Raw genomic sequence first — 19375 nt, 5'->3', positions numbered from 1 at the left:
CATGGCCGTCACCGGAAGGCTCGGGGCGCTGGCGCTGTTCGGCGCACTGGTGGTCGGGCTGCTCCTGCCGTCGACCGCCGGGATCCTGGCGGTCGGCGCGGTGCTGCTGGTGCTCGTCGTGGCCGACCTGGTGCTGGCGGGCAGCGTGCGGTCGCTGACGTTCGCGCGCTCGGGCGACACCTCGGTGCGGCTCGGCGAGCCGTGCGAGGTGACGCTGGTCGTCGCGAACCCCGGCCGCCGGGCGGTGCGCGGGCAGCTGCGCGACGCGTGGCCGCCTTCGGCGGGTGCCGAAGACCGGCATGCCGTGCGCGTCCCGGCGGGCGAGCGCCGGGCGCTGGTGACCGCCCTGCGGCCGTCGCGGCGCGGCGACCGGACGGCGGCGCGCGTGACGGTCCGGTCGGTGGGGCCGCTGGGCCTGGCCGCCCGGCAGGGTTCGCACGCGGTGCCGTGGACGGTCCGGGTGCTGCCGCCGTTCCACAGCCGCAAGCACCTGCCGTCGCGGCTGGCGCGCTTGCAGCAGCTCGACGGCCGCAACGCGGTGCTGATCCGCGGCCAGGGCACGGAGTTCGACTCGCTGCGCGAGTACGTCATCGGCGACGACGTCCGGTCGATCGACTGGCGCGCGACCGCCCGCGCGGCGGACGTCATGGTCCGGACGTGGCGCCCCGAGCGTGACCGGCACGTGGTGGTGGTCCTCGACACCGGCCGCGTCTCGGCGGGCCGCGTGGGCGACGCCCCGCGGCTCGACGCGGCGATGGACGCGGCGTTGCTGCTGGCGGCACTGGCGACCAGGGCGGGCGACCGCGTCGACCTGCTGGCCTACGACCGCCGGCTGCGGGCGGCGGTGCAGGGCTCGTCGGGGGCGGCGTTGCTGACGTCGCTGGTGAACGCGATGGCGCCGATCGAGCCGTCGCTCGTCGAGACGGACGCGCGCGGGATGATCGCGGAGGTGCTCCGGCGGACCCGGCGGCGCGCGCTGGTGGTGTTGCTGACGGGGCTGGACGCGGCACCCCTGGAGGAGGGGCTGTTCCCGGTGCTGAGCTCGCTGACCGGACGGCACGAGCTGCTGGTGGCCTCGGTGGCGGACCCCCGGGTGGCGGAGATGCTGACGGCCCGCGGCGACGCGGAAGCGGTCTACGACGCGGCATCGGCGGCCCGCACGACCGCGGAGCGGCGCCGGATGACGGAGCGCCTGGTGCGGCACGGGGTGAGCGTCGTGGACGCGGTCCCGGAGGAACTGCCACCGGCGCTGGCGGACCGGTACCTGGCCCTGAAGGCCGCCGGACGGCTGTGACCGAAAGGCCGGCACGCGTGATCCAGAGGTCGACACGCGTGATCCGAAGGTCGACACGGCCCTGCTTCGCCGTGTCGACCCGCCGATCACGCGTGTCGGCTCTCCGATCACGCGTGTCGGCTGTTCCCGCACGCCGGGCCGGTCTCGCCCTGCGTGGCCGGACGGCTCTGAGTCAGGCGGCTTCGGGCAGGGCGTCGCCGGCGTCGCGGGCGGCGAGGTCGCCGGCCTCGCCGTCCTTCGCCGCGCGCCTGCCGAGCGTGTAGACGTAGACCAGGAACGCCACTTCGACCGCCGCGCCGATGCCCACCCGCAGCCACGTCGGCCAGCCCGACGGCGTCACGAACGCTTCGATCACCCCGGACACGAACAGCACGCACGTCAGCCCGAGCGCCATCACCACCACCGAACGGCCCTGCTCGGCGAGCGCGGCCGTGCGGGAGCGGCGGCCCGGGTCGATCACCGTCCAGCCGAGCCGCAGGCCCGTGCCCGCCGCGACGAACACCGCCGTCAGCTCCAGGAGGCCGTGGGGCAGCAGGAGGCCGATCATCACGTCGCCGCGGCCGGCCGCGCTCATCGCGCCGATGATCACCCCGGCGTTGAGCGAGTTCAGCCAGAGCGCGCCGATCACCGGCAGGCCCAGTGCGACGCCGAGGAACAGGCAGGTCGCCGCCACCCACGCGTTGTTCGTCCACACGCGCGCCGCGAAGGACGCCGCCGGGCCGGTCGAGTAGTAGCTTTCCGCGTCGCCGCCGGGCCTGGTCAGCTCGCGCAGCTCGTCCGGCGTCCCCAGTGACGCGCGCACGACCGGATCGCGCGCGACCCAGACGGCGATCACCGCCATCACCGCGATCGACACCAGCGCGGCCGGGATCCACCAGCGCCGCGACAGGTAGACCGCGGCGGGGAACCGGCGCGTGAAGAACAGGCCGACCTCGCGCCACGCCGGGTTGTGCGACCCGGAAACCGCCGACCGGCCGCGGGCGACCAGATCGGACAGCCGCCCGAGCAGGGCCGGGTCCGGCGCGACCGACCGGACGATCGACAGGTGCGTCGCGGTCCGCTGGTAGAGGGTCACCAGTTCGTCGGCTTCCGGGCCGGTCAGCCTGGTGCCGGGCTTGGTCAGCTCGCCGAGCCGGTTCCACTCCGCCGTGTGCGCGGCGACGAACACGTCCAGATCCACGCCGACCACCCTATCCGTCTATACGCTGGTCCTCGTGCACGAGGAATCGGAACTGGTCACCGGCGAAGCGGTCGTCCTGGACCTTCGCGTGGCCAAGCTGGCCAGCCGCGCACTGGCGCTGGCGCTCGACGTGCTCGTGCAGTTCGCGCTGCTGCTGGGCGCGTTCATCGTGCTCTCCTTCACGGTGCCGTTCGGCGACGAAGCCCTCTTCCTGACGCTGATGCTGGTGTTCGTGGTGCTGATCATGGTCGGCTACCCGGTGATCTTCGAGACGCTCTCGCGCGGCCGCTCGCTCGGCAAGATGGCGGTGGGCCTGCGGGTGGTGCGCGTCGACGGCGGCCCGATCCGGTTCCGGCACGCGCTGGTGCGCGGCCTCGCCGGCTTCGTCGTGGACTTCTGGGCGCTCGGGCTGTTCGGCGCGGTCGCGGTGATCGTGTCGCTGTGCTCGTCGAACGGCCGCCGCGTCGGCGACTTCCTGGCCGGGACGCTGGTGATCCGCGAGCGCGTCGCGGAGGGCCCCGGCTACGCGGCGATCGGCATGCCGCCGGGCCTCGAGGGCTGGGCGGCGCAGCTCGACCTGACCCGCCTCCCCGACGACCTCGCGCTGGCGAGCCGCCAGTTCCTCGCGCGGTTCCGCGAGCTGCGCCCGGAGGCGTCGCACGCGCTGGGCTGGGGGCTCGCGCAGCAGGTCGGCAACGCACTGGGCACGCCGGTGCCGCCCGGGGTGCCACCGTGGGCGTTCCTGGCGGCGGTGCTGGCGGAGCGCCGCAACCGCGACCACGCCCGCGCGTTCCAGGCCTACGCGGCGCGGCCCGGCCACCCGCCGCAGCCGCACCCCGCTCAGTCCCACCCCGCCCAGGCGGCTGCACCGTGGTCGCCGGCGCCGGGCGTCCCGGCCGTCGCGCAGCCGGATCCGCCGACACCGCCGTCCGGGACGCCGGTGCCTGCGGAGAACCCGTTCACCCCGCCGAGCTGACGGGCCGCGGCGCTACGAGACGTCGCTCGACGGCGAAAGCCACGTGTTGCACTGCTGGTTGCGGTTCTTCGTCGCGCCGTGCTGCCACCAGCCGATGTTGTGCTTGGCGCTGCCGTGGTCGCGCTTGCCGTTGCGGGCGTAGTCGTCGCCGCGGTCCTGGGCGTTCCAGGCCTCGTTGTAGATGTTCTTGTCGACCGAGCCGCCGGAGACCGAGGCCGAGCCGAGGAACATGCCCGAGAAGCACTGCGCCTCGAGTTCCATGCGCCGTGACAGTTCCAGGCCCGCCGCCGAGTCGGCGCCCGCGTCGTAGCGCTGGTTGGCGAACGCCTCCGTGATGCCGGACAGGTTCTGCACGTGGTGGCCGTACTCGTGGGCGAGGATCGACAGGTACGGCCCGGGGTGGTTGCCCCACACGTTGATCTCGATGCGGTCCATCGGCATGTAGATCGTGTCGTTCGCCGAGCAGTAGAACGGCGTGACGCCGGTCGTGGTGCCGCCGCTGCCGCACGGGGTCGACGACTCCGACATCGACCGCGGCACCGCCAGCTTCGGCGTCCGGAACGGCAGGTCGACGGCGCCGAGCATGCGCGACCACATCGCGTCGAGGCAGCCGATGCCGGACTGGAAGAACCGCTGGACGCTGTTCTGGTCGGTCGCCCAGCGGCTCTGCGAGCACGGGATGTTCTGGAGGCCGTAGTCCGCGTCGCCGAAGAGCGGGTTGTTCCCGGTGGCGGCGACCGAGCGGGGGCCGGCCGGTGGCTGAGACGTCGGGGTCTCGCGGGCGGTGGTGGCGGTGGTGCGCGCGGTGGTCGTTTCCTCGGTCGGGGAGGTGGGGCGTTCGGTGGTGGTCTCGTCGGCGGTGGTGGTCGGGTAGGTGCTGGAGTAGCCGGCGTCGGCGACGTGCTGCTTCCGGTTCCCGGACAACGCCACGGCGGCGATCAGCCCACCGGCGACGGCGACGACCGCGAAGAGGGCGACGGCGACGATGACGCCGGCGTGCGACTTCTTGGCGACGTAGGGCGAGTAGCCGGGCGCGAACCGCGGCCCGAAGGAGGGCGGCCCGGCATAGCCCGGGGCGAAGACGGGCGGAGCCGCGGCAGCCGGCGGCGGCAGCGGAGCCCGCGCGGGTGGCGGCAGGGGACGGCCGAACGGCGGCGCGCCCGGGAACGGCCGGTGCGCGGGGGCACCGGGCGCCGCGGGCGGCCAGGCTTGCCCGGGTGCGCTGCCGGGGCCGGGTGGCGGGGTTTGCGCGGGTGTGCCGCCGGGGCCGGGCGGCCCGGCGGTGCCGGGCGCGGCGGGCGGCCAGGTTTGCCCGGGTGCGCCGCCGGGACCGGGCGGCCAGGCTTGCCCGGGTGCGCCGCCGGGACCGGGCGGCCAGGCTTGCCCGGGTGCGCCGCTCGCGCCGGATGGCTGCCGGCCGGGCGCACCGAACCCACCCTGCCCCGGTAGCGGCCGCACCCCCGGCGGCGGCAGCGGCCGCGCTCCCGGTGGCGGCAGCGGCCGGCGCGGGTCGGGCGAATGCGGACCAGGACCCTGCGGGCCGTGCGTCATCGAGTGGAACCCCCCGTGCGATTTCCCCGTCGGAAGCGGCGTACCTGCGGTGATCGCGCCGTTCCGGGCGTCAGCATAGATCGAGTGCTCTAGGGTGTGGTGCTGTGTCGATGAAATGGGGGGCCGCCGCCGCGGTCGCCGTCGCGGTTGTCGTGCTGGGTGGGGGGAGTGCCGCCGCGCAGGGGCCGTCCGCCGGGCCCGTGCTGCCGAACCTGCCCGAAGACCAGAGCAAGAAGCCGCAGCTGCTCACCGGGCAGGACGTCCAGCCGCCCGCGGGTCCCGTCGCCGACGTCGCCCTCAAGGTCCTGCGGGACGGCACGCTCTCCGTCACCGAACACGTCACCGTCCCCGGTGGGCAGCAGCTCGTCTCGCGCGTGCCGCTCAAGGTCCCCGCGAGCGACGACCAGGACCGCGTCTTCGCCGTCCGGGACGTCAAAGCCGAAGGCGCGCGCACCGAGCTCACCGGCGACCAGCTCGTCCTCACCTTCCCCGCCGGCACCAGCAGCGTCACGTTCACCGTCGACGGCGCCGTCGCCGACCAGAACGGCCGCCAGCAGGCCCGGTGGCAGGTCGCGAGCGGGTTCGACACGCCGCTGACCAAGCTCACCGCGTCCTTCATCGCCCCGACGCCCCAATTGTCCCCTGTGGACTGTTTCGCCGGCCCGCTCGGCTCGAGCCAGCGCTGCACGCTCGCCGAGCTCGACCACACCGGCGCCGTCCGGCTCGAACAGAACGACGTCCGCCCCGGCGACCGCGTCGACCTGCTCGTCGGCCTGCCCGCGGGCACCGCCCCCGCGAACGCGAAGTTCGCCGACATCGGCCTGCTCGCCAACGCCTTCGCGCTGACGCCGCCGACCGGCGTCGCCTTCGCCGTCCTGCTCGTCTTCCTCGTGGCCGCCGCCGTCTTCGTGTGGCGCCGCCGCAAGCAGGACGCCGGCGCGCTGCGCACCGCCACCGGCCCGGTCGAGGTCCTGCTGCGCGAAGGCGACCGCGTCTTCTTCGCCAGCCCCGACGGCGTGCTGCCCGGGCAGGTCGGCACGGTCGTCGACGAGACCGTCGACGTCGTCGACATCAGCGCCACCGTCGTCGACCTGGCCGTCCGCAACTACCTGTGGCTGGCCGAAGTCCCCGGGCCCGACTGGCAGATCGCCCGCCGCAACCCGCCGGACGAGCACCTCCACGACTTCGAACGCGCCGTCTGCGAAACCCTGCTGCCGCCGGGCACCGACACCGTCCTGGTGTCGCAGCTGCGCGCCCGCGGCGGGCTCGACCTGCGCCGGATCAGCGACGCCATGTACGCCGACGTCGTCACCAAACGCTGGTTCTCCCGCCGCCCGGACACCGCCCGCGGCCGGCTGACCTGGCTCGGCGCCGGCGTCTTCACCCTCGGCCTGGTCGCCACGGCCGTGCTCACCTTCACCGTCGGGTACGCGCTGCTCGGCGTCGCCGTCGCGCTCGCCGGGCTCGCCGTCGCCGCGGTGGCCGCGCTGCTGCCGTCCCGCACCGCCCGCGGCCGGGCCCTCGCAGGCCAGGTCCGCGGCCTGCTCGACTACCTGCACACCGCACGCGCCGACGACATCCCGCCCGCCGACCGCGAGCTGGTGTTCTCCCGCTCGCTGCCGTACGCGGTCGTGCTGGGCGACACCGAACGCTGGCTCGGCGCCTTCGCCGCGCTCAACCCGTCGGCCGACGGTTCGGCCGGGCTCTACTGGTACGGCGGCATGGAGGCCGACCCCGACCTGCGCCGGTTCGGGGCGCACTTCCCGTCGTTCCTGACCGCGCTCGACGGCGTCCTCACCGCCGCCGCGGCCCGCTGACCGTGTTCGCGGGCGCGCTGCTGGCGCTCGCCCTGGCCGCCGGCCCCGCCGACCAGCCGCCCCTGCCCACCGTGCCGCAGAGCGCGGAGATCCAGCTCAAGGTCCAGCGCGACGGCTCGCTGTCGGTCGTCGAGGCGATCTCGGTCCCCGACGGCCTCACGATGGACCGCCGGGTCGCCCTGCGGGTGCCGGCGCCTCACCACCGCGACCGCGTCTACGGCGTCCGCGACGTCGTCCTCGAAGGCCGCGGGACGGCGAGTGTCGACTCCGGCGCCTTCACCGTCCACCTCACGTCAGGCACCTCCATCGTCCGGTACACAGTGGACGGTGCGGTCGCCGGGGACACCGTCACCTGGGAGCTGGCCGGCGGCTGGACCGCCGACCTGAAGTTCCTCCGCGCCTCCTTCGCGGCGCCGAAGATCCCGACCGCCGTCGACTGCACCGTCGGCGATCTGCCGTGCGGGGCCGCGCAGATCGACCACGCCGGCCTCACCCGCTTCAGCCAGCAGAACCTCGCCGCCGGGCAGCGGATGACCGCCGTCGTCGAGCTGCCGACCGGCACCGTTCCGGCCAACGAAGTCCTGGTCCCGGCGAAGACGCTCGGCGGCGCGTTCGTGCTCACCACCCCGGTCGGCTGGGCCTGGGCAGGCTTCGCCGCGCTGCTCCTGCTCTTGACCACCCTGACCCTGGCGGCCCGCCGTGGGCACTTTCACGTAAAAGTGCCCCCACGGGATGGGCACTTTTACGTGAAAGTGACCGGGGAGTTCGCCTCGCCCGCCGGGGCGCTGCCGGGCCACGTCGGCCTGCTCCTGCGCGGGCGGGCCGGGCCGCTCGACCTGGCCGCGACCGTGCTCGACCTCGCCGTCCGCAACTACCTCTGGGTGAGCGACGGCCCCACGCTGGCCCGCCGCAACCCGCCCGACGAGCACCTGACCGCCTTCGAACGTGCGGTGTACGAGGCCGTCGTCCCGGACGAGCCGGTGACGCTGGCCGAACTGCGGCGGCGGCACGTCGAAGTCCCCCGCACCGAGCTGACGGCCGACGTCGTCCGGCGCGGCTGGTTCACGACGCGCCGGCTCCGCCGGGCCGGGGTCCGGATCTTCTGCTACGGCGTGTTCCTCACCGTCCTGCTGGCCCTGACCGTCGGCTACGCCCAGCTCGGCGTCATCCTCGCGCTGGCCGGGGTCGCCGTCGCCGTGACCTCGGCGGCGCTGCCCGCGCGCCGCCGAGCGGGCGCCGACGTCGCCGGCCGGCTGCGCGGCGTCACCGAGATCCGGGCGAAGGACTTCGACAAGCCGCAGCGCGAGCAGGTCTTCTCCCGTGGCCTGCCGTACGCGCTCGCTCTGGGCGAACTGGCGCCGTGGGTGGCCGCCTTCGACGGCCTCAAGCACCCGCCGCCGGTCTACTGGCACGCCGGCGACATCACCCCTGACCAGGCCGGATCGTTCGCGACGGCGCTGGCGGGCACCTTCGCCCCCGCCCATCGTGGTCACCTTCTCGAGCTCGTGAGTGGTAAGGCGCGTCAGAACGCGCCTTACCACTCACGAGCCGGGACGCGGGGAACGGCCGAGCCGTCGTAGGGTGGGGCCATGGCCGATCCCGAGCTCGTCCGATACACCCTCGACAACGGTCTGCGCGTGGTTCTCGCCCCCGACGCGACCGCGCCGGTGGTCGGCGTCAGCGTGCACTACGACGTGGGTTTCCGTTCCGAGCCGGAGGGGCGCACCGGTTTCGCCCACCTCTTCGAGCACCTGATGTTCCAGGGCTCCGAGAGCCTGGAGAAACTCGCGCACTTCCGGCACGTGCAGTCCAGCGGCGGGACCTTCAACGGGTCCACCCACCCGGACTACACCGACTACTTCGAGGTGCTCCCCAGCGCCGCGCTCGAGCGCGCGCTGTTCCTCGAAGCCGACCGCATGCGCGCGCCCAAGCTGACGGCGGAGAACCTGGCGAACCAGATCGACGTCGTCAAGGAGGAGATCCGGCTCAACGTGCTGAACCGGCCGTACGGCGGGTTCCCGTGGATCACCCTGCCGCCGGTGCTGTACTCGACGTTCCCCAACGCCCACAACGGCTACGGCGGCTTCGAGGACCTCGAAAGCGCCACGGTCGACGACTGCGCGGCATTCTTCGACACCTACTACTCGCCGGCGAACGCCGTGCTCACGGTGGCCGGCGACTTCGAGGTGGACAACGCCAAGAAGCTGATCGAGGACCACTTCGGCGACGTCCCGCACCGGCCGGCGCCGGAGCGGCCGTCCTTCGCCGAGCCGCTGCCGACCACCGAGCTGCGCGGCGAGATCGAGGATGCGCACGCCCCGCTGCCCGCGCTCGGCATCGGCTACCGGATGCCGGACCCGATCAACGACGTCGACAGCTACCTGGCCTACCTCGTGCTGGCCGGCGTGCTCACCGACGGCGACGGCTCGCGCCTGCAGCAGCGGCTCGTGCACAAGGAGCCGCTGGTCGTCGACATCGGCGCGGGCGCCGGGCTGTTCGGCCCGTTCGAGGCGCGCGACCCCGACACGTTCACCATCACCCTGATCCACCCGCACGAGGTGCCCCGCGAGCGCGTGCTCGCCGCGCTCGACGACGAGCTGGAGAAGCTCGCCGAGACCCCGCCGAGCGAGGAAGAGCTGCGCAAGGTCACCGCCCGCTGGACGGCGAGCCTGCACTCCGAGCACGACAGGCTGGTGTCCCGGACCCTGGCCCTCGGCTCGTTCGAGCTGCTCTACGGCGACGCGTCGCTGGTGTACCGGCTCGCGGACCGGATGTCCGCCGTCACCGCGGAGGCCGTGTCGGCGGCGGCGAAGGCGCTGCGCCCGGACGCGCGCGCCGTGCTGGTGGTCAAGCCCGCTTCGGAAGGGAACAACGAGCAGTGACTTCAGCAACGCACCGCAGCGCGGAGGAGATCGGCCGCACCGCGCGGGGGCCGCGGCCGCTGCCGCCGCTCGGCGAGCAGCGGGCCGCCGCCGACCTGTCCCATGTGGACACCACGCTGGCGAACGGCCTGCGCGTGGTGGCCGTCCGCAAGGCGACCGTGCCGATGGTCGAGGCGCGCCTGTGGATCCCGTTCGCGGGCGACGACGCGCTGCACCCGGCCACGGCCGAGGTGCTCGCCGAGACGATCCTCACCGGCACCGCCCGCCGCAACCGCATCGAGATCGACGCCGAGCTGGCGCTGATCGGCGGCGACATCGGCGCCGGCGTCGACCCGGAACGCCTGGTGCTCACCGGGTCCGCGCTGGCCGACAAGCTGCCGACGTTCCTCGACGTGCTCGGCGACGTCCTCACCGGGGCGACGTACGCGGACGAGGAGATCGCGCGCGAGAAGGAGCGGCTGGTCGAGCGGATCGCCGTCTCGCGCACGCAGCCGCGCACGATCGCGCGGGAGGCGCTGCAGAAGCACCGCTACGGCGACCACCCGGCCACGCGCGAGGTCCCGCGCGCCGAAGACGTCGCGGTCGTGACGCCGGAGCAGGTGCGCGCGCTGCACCAGGCGTCGGTGCTGCCGCGGGGTTCGGTCATGGTGCTGGTCGGCGACCTCGACCCGGCGGGTGTCATCGGCGAGCTCGAGAAGGTGCTCGGCGGCTGGGCGTCCGACCGGTCCGCCGTGCGGCTGCCGCCGTTGCCGGACCTGACCGGGCCGAGCGTGCTGCTGGTGCCGCGCGCGGGTGCGGTGCAGTCGCAGATCCGGCTTTCGGCGCAGACGGTCCCGCGCACGGATCCGGGTTACGCGGCGCTGCAGCTGGCGAACCTGGCCTACGGCGGGTACTTCTCGTCGCGGCTGGTGGAGAACATCCGCGAGAACAAGGGGTACACGTACTCCGCGCACTCGGGCTTCGAGTTCACCGACGGCACGGCGGTGGTCAACGTCGACGCGGACACCGCGACCGACGCGACGGCCCCGGCGCTGCTGGAGACCCGCTACGAGCTGGGCCGGCTCGGCCAGGTCCCGCCGTCGGGCGACGAGCTGGAGTCGGTGCGGCAGTACGCGATCGGCTCGTTGCTGACGTCGACGTCGTCGCAGGGCGGGCTGGCCGGACAGGTGCTGGCGCTGGCGTCGACGGGGCTGGGCCTGGAGTGGCTCAACGAGCACCCGGCGCGGGTGGCCGCGGTGACGGCCGACGAGGTCGCGGAAGCGGCGCTGAAGTACTTCGCGCCCAAGCGGTTCACGGGCGTGGTGGTCGGCGACGCGGCGGTGCTGGAACGCAAGCTGGTGGCGCTCGGCGACGTCGTCGTGGGCGAGCCGGCCTGATGTCCGTCCCGTTCACCCTCGGTGCCCTGCCGACCCTGTCTCGGTCCACAGTGGACCGACAGGAAGGATTGCGCACCAACCCTTCGCGGCTCTTGTCGCGTTGGCCGGACGCCCGGGTCGTCCTCCTGGACGACACCGGGCGCACCCCGGTCGTCGAGGGCACGTCGACGCTGGCGTTCCGCAAGGCGGTCGACTTCGGTGCGGCACCCCCGGCCGACGCGGTGTTCCTGGGCGAGTGGCAGGACGTCGACTACTGGTCGCTGCCGGGCGGGCCCTCGGGGTCGGCCGACACGGTGAAGATGGCGGGCAGCTGGGGGTTCGTGGAGGAGGTCCCCCGCGCGGACGGCGAGGTCTGGGTCGAGCTGCGTGGCTACGGCGACCTGCTGGACGACACGTCGGCGGGTCTGTTCACGACGGCGCAGGCGTTGCGCTTCTGGCGGCGTCAGGCCAAGTTCTGCACGCGGTGTGGCAACTCGACGGAGCTGGTCCAGTTCGGCTGGGCGAGCAAGTGCACGGGCTGCGGCCGCGAGGAGTACCCGCGCACGGACCCGGCGGTGATCTGCCTGGTCCATTCGCTGGAGGGCGTCAACGGCTCGCACGTCCTGCTGGCCCGCCAGCCGATCTGGCCGGCGGGGCGGTATTCGGTGCTGGCGGGGTTCGTCGAGGCGGGGGAGTCCCTGGAAGCGTGCGTGGTCCGGGAGATCCGCGAAGAGGTGGGCGCGGTCGTTTCGGACGTGCGGTACCTGGGCAGCCAGCCGTGGCCGTTCCCGCGGTCGATCATGCTGGGCTTCACGGCCCGGGCGGACCGGTTTGCTTCTTTGGTACCGGCGGACGGGGAGATCGAAGAGGCACTGTGGGTGTCGCGGGCCGAGGTGCGCGCGGCGTTCGAGAACAGCTCACGCGCCGAGGGCGCACGCCCGACACCGATCGCGGACGGGGCGGCGGAGATCATCCTGCCGGGGAACTCGTCGATCGCCCGCGTGATGCTCAAGGCCTGGGCGGACGCCGAAGCCTGAGTCTCAAGCGCCCCAATGTGGCGTTCGGTGCGTTGGATGCACCCAATGTGGCGTTCGGTGCGTCCAGCGCAACCAACGCCACATTGGGGCGTTTGGAGCCGGGCCGTCAGCGCAGGTTGAGTGTCTCCGGCCGGTAGTGCCACTGGGCGCCGCACTCGCAGGTCGAGCCGAAGCGGTAGTTGAGCTGCCAGCGCAGCCACTCGCCCGGCCGCAGGGGGACCGGCGCCGGCCGCCACGGCCGGTGAGGCCGGCTCATCGCGGCCGGCCTCACCTGGACTGACAGGGGCCCGTCCCCTTCCCGGAGCCGGACGCCGTCCAGCTCGCTCCACGTCCGCAGGCAGCGGGGACGCGACCGGCACGTGAGCAACCCGAAATCTCCTGGCCAACCGCGCACTCGCGGCGCAACTCGTTCACCGGTACGGCCGCTACCTGGCCCAACGCCGGCCCAAGCGTTACCTGGCCGTTTCGCGAGACCGTTGACGGCTGTGCCGCGGCTCACTACAGTCCCCGGAAACCGTCTGTAAAGTATCCTAATTAAGTCCGGAGGAACGAGTGCGAGCCGGTAGCCCGCGGATGCTGCGCGAGATCAACGATCGCGCCGCCATCGAGGTCCTCCTGCGGGATGGGCCGCTCACGCGGGCCGAACTCGAGCTGGCCATCGGGCTCTCGAAACCCGCCACCGCGCAGCTGCTCACCCGGCTCGAGCAGGACAACCTCGTCACCAAGGCCGGCGTCCGGGGCGGTGGCCGGGGACCCCGTGCCCAGCTCTGGGCGGCCAACGGCGCCCTCGCCTTCGTCGCCGCCGTCGATCTCACGCCGCATGTGGCCGATTTCGTCGTCGCCGATGTTGCCGGGGTCGTGCTTGCCGAACACCGGACGCCGCTGCCCGTGCACGCGGGCGCCGACGTCGTCGGGACCTTCGGGGAGGCACTGAGCAAAGTCGCCGAAGAAGCCGGGATCGAAAGAAAAGACCTGGCCCACGTCGTGATCGGCGCGCAGGGGGCGTTCGATCCGCGGACCGGCCTGCTCTCCTCCGCGCCGCACATCCCCGGCTGGCTGGGCTTCGACGTCCCGCAGAAACTCAGCGACGAACTCGGCGTCGACGTCCTCATCGAGAACGACGTCAACCTGGTCGCCGTCGAGGAAATGACCGTCGGGATGGCGCAGGACGTCGACGACTTCGTCATGGTCTGGCTGTCCGAAGGCGTCGGTGGCGCCGTCGTCATCGGACGGCGGCTGCTGCGCGGGGCCACCGGCGGGGGCGGCGAGATCGACTGGATGCGGGTGCCCGATCCGGCCACAGTGGACACCGGGGACGTCTGGCCCGAGGCCGGCGCCCGGTTCGGCAACCTGGTCGACTCGCCCGCCATCTGCCGCCTCGCCGCCGCCCACGGCATCGAAGCCCAAACCGCGTGGGAAGCAGTGGAGAAAGCCGGGAAAGGTCACCCCTTTCTCGACGATCTCGCCCGAAGGGTCGCCGGTGGCGTCGCCAACCTCGTCGCCGTCGCCGATCCGCAGCTCGTGCTCCTCTGCGGCGACACCAGCCGGGCCGGCGGCGAGGAGTTCGCCGCGCTCGTCCAGGAGAAGCTGCACGAACTGGTCCTGCCGCGCACGCCCGTCGGCTGCGCTTCCGTGCAGGGCAACGCCGTCCGCGCGGGCGCGCTGCAGTCGGCGCTCGCCACGACCCGTGAGGACGTCTTCGGCGTCGTCACCCCCACGCTCCTCGGCTCACGCCGGACCGAGGACAAGCACCTGACTAGCCCCAACCGATGAGGAGGAGGGCCATGCCCCCGACCACCCGGACCCGCCGCGGCGCACTGCTGGTGGCCGCCGCCGCGGCGTCCGTCCTGCTGACCAGCGCCTGTTCCGGCGCGGCCGCACCATCCACAAAGGACGCAGCCGCCGCACCCGGCAAGGACGACAAGCTCACGCTCACCGTGTACTCCAAGTTCACCGACCGCGAGTACGGCGTGGTCACCGCGGGCCTGAACAAGCTCAAGGCCAAGTTCCCCAACATCGAGATCAAGCACGAGGGCAACCAGGACGACGACAAGCTCACCCAGTCGATCCGCGGCGGCAACCCGCCCGACGTCGCCATCTCCTTCTACACCGACAACCTCGGCGCCTGGTGCTCCACCGGCAGCTTCCAGGACCTCAAGCCCTACATCGAGCGCGACAAGATCGACCTGACCCAGATCCCGGACGCCGTCCGCAACTACACCGAGTACCAGGGCAAGCGGTGCGCCATGCCGATGCTCGCCGACGTCTACGGGCTCTACTACAACAAGGACATGTTCGCGGCCAAGGGCATCACCTCGCCGCCGAAGACCACCACCGAGTGGTTCGAGGACGCCAAGAAGCTCACCGAGTTCAACCCGGACGGCTCCATCAAGGTCGCCGGCTTCCTGCCCTCGATGCCGTTCTACGCCAACCAGGCCCAGTACTGGGCGCCGAACTTCGGCGCGCCCTTCCTCGGCCCGGACGGCAAGTCGGACCTCGCCACCAACCCCGGCTGGAAGGCGATGTTCGAGTTCCAGCAGAAGATGATCGACTTCCTCGGCGGCCACGACAAGGTCGAGCAGTTCAAGGCCGGCCTCGGCGACGAGTACTCCGCCGACAACGGCTTCCAGAAGGGCAAGCTGGCGATGATCTACGACGGTGAGTTCCGCACCGCGTTCATCAAGGACCAGGCGCCGACCCTCAACTACGCCACCGCGCCCGCGCCGGTGCTCGACAGCATGGCCGACCACTACGGCGGCGGCTTCACCACCGGCACGATCATCGCGATCCCCAAGGGCGCCAAGAACCCCGGCGCCGCGTGGGAGCTCATCAAGCAGGTCACCCTGGACACCGACACCCTGGTGGACATGGCCAACGGCCTGAAGAACGTGCCCAGCACCAAGGCGTCGCTCACCTCGCCGCGCCTGGACCTGCAGCCGCAGTTCAAGACGTTCCTCGACATCTACGACAGCGGCAAGCTGGTCGCCAACCAGACCACCCCGATCGGCGACGCGCACCTCAAGGCGGTCAACGACTTCGCCGAGAAGTGGCAGGCCGGTGCGGTGCCCGACCTGACCGAAGGACTCAAGAAGGTCGACGCGCAGGTCAACGACGAACTGAAGCAGAAGGGCGCGGGCGGATGACCTCCACCCTCGCTGCGAAGGCCGAGGGTTCCCCGTCCGCGCCGAGCAAGGCGCGGGCGGGGGCCCGGCGGGCCAAGCGCCGCCGGACCGTCCTGTTCTTCATGGCCCCGGCGTTCCTCGGGTTCCTCATCTTCTTCGGCTACCCGCTGATCGCCACGGTCTACTACTCCTTCACCCGCTACGACCTGATCAACCCGCCGCAGTTCATCGGCTTCGACAACTACGTCCGGATGTTCACCACCGAGCCGCTGGTCGGCACGGCCGCGTACAACACGCTGTGGCTGGTGGTCGTCCTGACGGTCTGCCGGGTGACGTTCTCCCTCGGCATCGCCTCGGTGATCGCGCGGCTCAAGTCGGGTGTCGGCCTGGTCCGGACGCTCTGCTACCTGCCGACCCTCGCCCCGCCCGCGGCGGCCACCCTGGCGTTCGTCTTCGTGTTCAACCCGGAGTTCGGCCCGGTCAACCGGTTCCTGCGGCTCGTCGGCATCGACGGCGGCCTGTGGTTCAACAGCCCGGCGATGTCGAAGCCCGCATTGACGCTGCTGGCGCTGTGGGGCTCCGGGGAGCTGATGATCATCATCCTGGCCGCGCTGCTGGACGTCCCGACCGAGCAATACGAGGCCGCCGAGCTCGACGGCGCCGGCGCGATCCGCCGGTTCTGGCACGTCACGCTGCCGTCGATTTCGCCGGTGCTGCTGTTCGGCGTGGTCAACTCGATCATCTACGCGCTGCAGTTCTTCACGCAGGCGATCGTCGCGGCCTCCGCGAGTGCGGGCACCGCCGACGTCGCCGGCAACTCGAAGCTCATCGGCGCGCCGCAGAACTCGACGCTGACGTATCCGATCTGGCTGTACGTCCAGGGCTTCCGCTACTTCAACATGGGCTACGCGGCGGCGATGGCCGTCCTGTTGTTCATCGTGAGCTCCGGCTTCACCTGGATTCTCGTTCGCCAGCTCAGGAAGTCCCAGCACCAGGAGGAGGGGGCATGACCGCGTTGGCCGAAGCGCCGCAGAAAGCGGCGGGTGTGCCGCCGAGGGCCAGGTTCAAGCGCACCTGGGACAAGCGGCTGTCGTTCATCGCCACGCATGCGATCGGGATCGCGCTCGGCGTGATCTTCATGCTGCCGCTGCTGTTCGTCTTCCTCACCGCGGTGATGAAGAGCGACCAGGCCATGACGGCGAGCCTGTGGCCGACCGAATGGCACTTCGAGAACTTCGTCAAGGTGTTCCAGAAGGCGCCGCTGCTCGAATACTTCGGCAACAGCCTGCTGTATTCGGCGCTGGCGACGGTGGGCGCGCTGCTTTCGGCGATCCCGGCGGCGTATGCGCTGGCGAAGCTCAAGTGGCGCGGGCAGAACCTGTTCTTCATGCTGACCGTGGCGGCGATGCTGCTGCCGCCGCAGGTCACCGTCGTGCCGCTGTACGACCTGTGGGTGCGGATGGGGCTCACCGGCACGCTGGTTCCGCTGATCGTGCCGTACTTCTTCTTCGACGCGTTCTCGATCTTCCTGCTCCGGCAGTTCTTCCTGACGATTCCGAAGGACTACCTCGAAGCCGCGAAGATCGACGGCTGCACCGAGTTCCAGGCCATGTACCGGGTGCTGATCCCGATGGCCAAGCCCGGGATCGCGGCCACCGCCATGTTCTGCTTCCTGTTCACCTGGAACGACTACTTCGGGCCGCTGCTCTACACCGGCGAAAACCAGGACAACTGGCCGCTTTCGCTGGCCATCGCGTCCTTCCGCGGCATGCACCACGTCGAGTGGAACATGACGATGGCGGCGACCGCGCTGATCATGGCGCCGGTGATCGTGCTGTTCATCTTCGCGCAGAAGTCGTTCGTCAAGGGCATCACATTCACGGGGGTCAAGGGATGAAACTGGCAGTCGTCGGTGGCGGGTCCACCTACACGCCGGAACTGATCGACGGGATCGCCGGCCGCCGGTCCACTTTGGACGTCGACGAGATCGTGCTGGTCGACCCGGACGCCTACCGCGTCGAGGCCGTCGGCGGGTTCAGCCAGCGGCTGCTCGACCACGCCGGCCACCCGGCGCGGGTGCGGACCACGCAGTCGCTGGAAGAAGGCGTCGACGGCGCGTCCGCGGTGCTGATCCAGCTGCGCGTCGGCGGGCAGCGGGCGCGGCGCTCGGACGAGACGTTCCCGCATGCCTGCGGCTGCGTCGGCCAGGAGACGACCGGCGCGGGTGGCCTCGCGAAGGCGCTGCGCACGGTGCCGGTGGTGCTGGACATCGCCGACCGCGTCCGCAAGATCGCCGGCGACGACACGTGGATCGTCAACTTCACCAACCCGGTCGGCATCGTGACGCGGGCGCTGCTCAACGAGGGCCACCGCGCGGTCGGGCTGTGCAACGTCGCGATCAACCTGCAGCGGCAGTTCGGGCGGCTCCTGGGCGTCGGCGCGGACGACGTCAAGCTCGTCCACACCGGGCTCAACCACCTGAGCTGGGAGCGCGGCGCGCTGGTCGACGGCGTCGACCGGCTGCCCGAGCTCCTCGACCGGCACCTGGACTACCTCTCGAACGAGGTCAGCGTGCCGGAGAAGTGGCTGCGGCGGATGAACGTGGTGCCGTCGTACTACCTGAAGTACTTCTACGCGCACGACGAGCAGGTCACCAAGCAGCGCACCGAGCGTCCGCGCGCGGACGTCGTGTCCGACGTCGAGGAAGAGCTGCTGAAGATCTACCTCGACCCGGAGCAGGTGACGAAGCCGGAGTCGCTGGAGAAGCGCGGCGGGGCGTACTACTCCGAGGCCGCGGTGCAGCTGGTGCACGCGCTGACCGCGGGCGGCCCGGCCGAGGAACACGTGGTGAACGTCCGCAACGACGGCACCTTCCCGTTCCTGCCCGACGACGCCGTCATCGAAGCCAGGTCCACTGTGGACTCGAAGGGTGCCACGCCGATCCCGCAGCCGCCGGTGGAGCAGCGCTTCGCCGGGCTCATCGCGGCGACCACGTCGTACGAGTACCTGGCGCTGGAAGCGGCCTTGAAGGGTGGCCGCGACCGCGTGGCCGACGCGCTGCTGGCGCACCCGCTGGTCGGCCAGTACACGAAGGCCGACACGCTCGCCGACTCGCTGGTCCAGATCAACCGCGAGTACCTGCCGTGGGCCCGCGGATGAAGCCTGCGGTTATCGCGATCGACGGCGGCAACAGCAAGACCGAGGTCCTGGTGATCTCGGAAGACGGTGTCGTGCTGGGGTCCTCACGCGGCCCCGGCGCGTCGCCGCAGAACATCGGCGTCGCGGGGTGCGTGGCGGCGCTGGAAGAACTCGTGCTCGAGGCCTACCCCGCGTTCGGGAAGACGCCGAAAGCGGTGCACACCTCCGCGTACCTGGCCGGGCTCGACTTCCCCCGCGAGGAAGAGGTGCTGCACGCGGCGCTGTCCGCCCGCGCCTGGAGCGACACCCTGACCGTCGGCAACGACACCCTCGCGCTGCTTCGGGCGGGCAGCGCGGGGGTGGGTGTCGCGGTGGTGTGCGGCGCCGGGATCAACGGCGCCGGTGTCGGCCCGGACGGCCGCGTGCACCGCTTTCCCGCGCTGGGCAAGATCTCCGGTGACTGGGGCGGCGGCTACCGGCTCGGCGAGGAGGCCCTGTGGTGGGCGGTCCGCGCCGAGGACGGCCGCGGCCCGCGGACGGCGCTGATGCCGGCGGTGGCGGCCTACTACGGGAAGCCGACGCTGCTGGACGTCGTGCAGGGCCTGCACTTCGAGGAGATCGACCCGGCGTCGATCCACGGCCTGTGCCCGCTGCTGTTCGAAGCGGCGGCGGCGGGGGACGAGGTCGCGCAGGACATCGTGACGCGGTTCGTCGAGGAGGTCAGCGTGTTCGCGGCGGTGATCCTCCGCGAGCTGGACCTGACCGAGGACGCCCCGGAGATCGTCCTCGGCGGCGGCGTGCTGACCGGGGTCGGCGCGCCGGTGATCGCGGAGATCGAGCGGCGGTGCCTCAAGGTCGCGCCGCGCGCGGTGGTCCGCGTCGTCGACGTCAACCCGGTGGTGGGCGCGGCGCTGTTCGGGCTCGACACGCTGGGCGCGCCCGAGGCCGCGAAGGCGGCGCTCAAGGCGGCGACCCAGCGCGTCTGAAGACTCTGGCGGGACCGGCCCCGAAGCGGCGCGGGGC

16 protein-coding genes are annotated in these 19375 nt (G+C 72.1%); 13 read left to right on the top strand and 3 right to left on the bottom strand.

Annotated features, from left to right (window positions below):
• Position 1: 1 nt before the first annotated feature.
• Positions 2 to 1294, top strand: coding sequence for a DUF58 domain-containing protein (locus BLW76_RS02975; RefSeq protein ID WP_091304309.1), 1293 nt, complete (start codon positions 2 to 4; stop codon positions 1292 to 1294).
• A 172-nt stretch (positions 1295 to 1466) separates the two neighbouring features.
• On the opposite strand, the gene BLW76_RS02970 is transcribed toward BLW76_RS02975, so the two are convergent.
• On the bottom strand, positions 1467 to 2474 hold the full coding sequence (locus BLW76_RS02970) for a stage II sporulation protein M (protein ID WP_167384442.1): 1008 nt from the start codon (positions 2472 to 2474) through the stop codon (positions 1467 to 1469).
• Positions 2475 to 2508: 34 nt separating this feature from the next.
• On the opposite strand from BLW76_RS02970, the gene BLW76_RS02965 reads away from it, so the two are divergent.
• On the top strand, positions 2509 to 3450 hold the full coding sequence (locus tag BLW76_RS02965; RefSeq protein ID WP_091304307.1) for an RDD family protein: 942 nt from the start codon (positions 2509 to 2511) through the stop codon (positions 3448 to 3450).
• A gap of 12 nt (positions 3451 to 3462) precedes the next feature.
• Here BLW76_RS02965 and BLW76_RS50350 read toward each other — a convergent pair whose 3' ends face one another.
• Positions 3463 to 5001 (bottom strand): neutral zinc metallopeptidase, encoded by a 1539-nt coding sequence (locus BLW76_RS50350; RefSeq protein ID WP_279627648.1) that lies wholly within the window; start codon positions 4999 to 5001, stop codon positions 3463 to 3465.
• Positions 5002 to 5111: 110 nt separating this feature from the next.
• On the opposite strand from BLW76_RS50350, the gene BLW76_RS02955 reads away from it, so the two are divergent.
• Genes BLW76_RS02955 through nudC form a run of 5 tightly spaced genes read left to right on the top strand, consistent with a single transcriptional unit; the run spans position 5112 to position 12092 of the window.
• Positions 5112 to 6818 carry a DUF2207 family protein gene (locus tag BLW76_RS02955; RefSeq protein WP_167384441.1) on the top strand — a complete coding sequence of 569 codons (1707 nt, stop codon included), beginning with the start codon at positions 5112 to 5114 and terminating at the stop codon, positions 6816 to 6818.
• Between the two features lie 2 nt (positions 6819 to 6820).
• Positions 6821 to 8398 carry a DUF2207 family protein gene (locus BLW76_RS02950; protein WP_091304305.1) on the top strand — a complete coding sequence of 526 codons (1578 nt, stop codon included), beginning with the start codon at positions 6821 to 6823 and terminating at the stop codon, positions 8396 to 8398.
• A 9-nt stretch (positions 8399 to 8407) separates the two neighbouring features.
• Entirely contained in the window at positions 8408 to 9700 is a 1293-nt protein-coding gene (locus tag BLW76_RS02945; protein ID WP_091304304.1) for a M16 family metallopeptidase, read from the top strand.
• On the top strand, positions 9697 to 11076 hold the full coding sequence (locus BLW76_RS02940) for a M16 family metallopeptidase (protein ID WP_091304303.1): 1380 nt from the start codon (positions 9697 to 9699) through the stop codon (positions 11074 to 11076). Before BLW76_RS02945 ends, BLW76_RS02940 begins: the two co-directional genes overlap by 4 nt.
• Positions 11076 to 12092: an NAD(+) diphosphatase gene (gene nudC / locus BLW76_RS02935; protein WP_091304302.1), complete on the top strand. Its 1017-nt coding sequence runs from the start codon at positions 11076 to 11078 to the stop codon at positions 12090 to 12092. The genes BLW76_RS02940 and nudC overlap by 1 nt, the downstream gene beginning before the upstream one ends.
• A 106-nt stretch (positions 12093 to 12198) precedes the next feature.
• Here the strand turns inward: nudC and BLW76_RS48285 are convergent, their stop codons facing one another.
• Complete coding sequence (locus tag BLW76_RS48285; RefSeq protein WP_167384440.1) at positions 12199 to 12348, bottom strand: hypothetical protein; 150 nt, start codon at positions 12346 to 12348, stop codon at positions 12199 to 12201.
• 317 nt (positions 12349 to 12665) lie between these two features.
• Here BLW76_RS48285 and BLW76_RS02925 point away from each other — a divergent pair, with 317 nt between their 5' ends.
• The 6 genes from BLW76_RS02925 to BLW76_RS02900 are packed head-to-tail and all read left to right on the top strand — an operon-like array spanning position 12666 to position 19338.
• The gene (locus BLW76_RS02925; RefSeq protein ID WP_091304300.1) at positions 12666 to 13865 is read left to right on the top strand and encodes an ROK family transcriptional regulator; all 1200 of its coding nucleotides are present in this window, start codon (positions 12666 to 12668) and stop codon (positions 13863 to 13865) included.
• Positions 13866 to 13876: 11 nt separating this feature from the next.
• Positions 13877 to 15235 carry an extracellular solute-binding protein gene (locus BLW76_RS02920; RefSeq protein WP_091304299.1) on the top strand — a complete coding sequence of 453 codons (1359 nt, stop codon included), beginning with the start codon at positions 13877 to 13879 and terminating at the stop codon, positions 15233 to 15235.
• Positions 15232 to 16224, top strand: a complete 993-nt coding sequence (locus BLW76_RS02915; RefSeq protein ID WP_091304298.1) for a carbohydrate ABC transporter permease — start codon at positions 15232 to 15234, stop codon at positions 16222 to 16224. The genes BLW76_RS02920 and BLW76_RS02915 overlap by 4 nt, the downstream gene beginning before the upstream one ends.
• On the top strand, positions 16221 to 17111 hold the full coding sequence (locus tag BLW76_RS02910; protein ID WP_091304297.1) for a carbohydrate ABC transporter permease: 891 nt from the start codon (positions 16221 to 16223) through the stop codon (positions 17109 to 17111). Before BLW76_RS02915 ends, BLW76_RS02910 begins: the two co-directional genes overlap by 4 nt.
• Positions 17108 to 18373, top strand: coding sequence for a 6-phospho-beta-glucosidase (locus BLW76_RS02905; RefSeq protein ID WP_091304296.1), 1266 nt, complete (start codon positions 17108 to 17110; stop codon positions 18371 to 18373). The genes BLW76_RS02910 and BLW76_RS02905 overlap by 4 nt, the downstream gene beginning before the upstream one ends.
• On the top strand, positions 18370 to 19338 hold the full coding sequence (locus BLW76_RS02900) for an N-acetylglucosamine kinase (RefSeq protein WP_091304730.1): 969 nt from the start codon (positions 18370 to 18372) through the stop codon (positions 19336 to 19338). The genes BLW76_RS02905 and BLW76_RS02900 overlap by 4 nt, the downstream gene beginning before the upstream one ends.
• The last annotated feature ends 37 nt before the right edge of the window (positions 19339 to 19375 follow it).

The sequence above is a fragment of the Amycolatopsis tolypomycina genome, assembly GCF_900105945.1.
GTDB classification, from domain to species: Bacteria; Actinomycetota; Actinomycetes; order Mycobacteriales; family Pseudonocardiaceae; genus Amycolatopsis; species Amycolatopsis tolypomycina.
This window is presented reverse-complemented; position numbering and strand designations above follow the sequence as displayed.

Bases quoted from the DNA above. Each gene is read 5' to 3' on its own strand.
- BLW76_RS02925 (WP_091304300.1), top strand. From the start codon at position 12,666: ATGCTGCGCGAGATCAACGATCGCGCCGCCATCGAGGTCCTCCTGCGG.
- BLW76_RS02920 (WP_091304299.1), top strand. From the start codon at position 13,877: ATGCCCCCGACCACCCGGACCCGCCGCGGCGCACTGCTGGTGGCCGCC.
- BLW76_RS02910 (WP_091304297.1), top strand. From the start codon at position 16,221: ATGACCGCGTTGGCCGAAGCGCCGCAGAAAGCGGCGGGTGTGCCGCCG.
- BLW76_RS02945 (WP_091304304.1), top strand. From the start codon at position 8,408: ATGGCCGATCCCGAGCTCGTCCGATACACCCTCGACAACGGTCTGCGC.
- BLW76_RS02900 (WP_091304730.1), top strand. From the start codon at position 18,370: ATGAAGCCTGCGGTTATCGCGATCGACGGCGGCAACAGCAAGACCGAG.
- BLW76_RS02905 (WP_091304296.1), top strand. From the start codon at position 17,108: ATGAAACTGGCAGTCGTCGGTGGCGGGTCCACCTACACGCCGGAACTG.
- BLW76_RS48285 (WP_167384440.1), bottom strand. From the start codon at position 12,348: ATGAGCCGGCCTCACCGGCCGTGGCGGCCGGCGCCGGTCCCCCTGCGG.
- BLW76_RS02975 (WP_091304309.1), top strand. From the start codon at position 2: ATGGCCGTCACCGGAAGGCTCGGGGCGCTGGCGCTGTTCGGCGCACTG.
- BLW76_RS50350 (WP_279627648.1), bottom strand. From the start codon at position 5,001: ATGACGCACGGCCCGCAGGGTCCTGGTCCGCATTCGCCCGACCCGCGC.
- BLW76_RS02955 (WP_167384441.1), top strand. From the start codon at position 5,112: ATGAAATGGGGGGCCGCCGCCGCGGTCGCCGTCGCGGTTGTCGTGCTG.
- BLW76_RS02915 (WP_091304298.1), top strand. From the start codon at position 15,232: ATGACCTCCACCCTCGCTGCGAAGGCCGAGGGTTCCCCGTCCGCGCCG.
- nudC (WP_091304302.1), top strand. From the start codon at position 11,076: ATGTCCGTCCCGTTCACCCTCGGTGCCCTGCCGACCCTGTCTCGGTCC.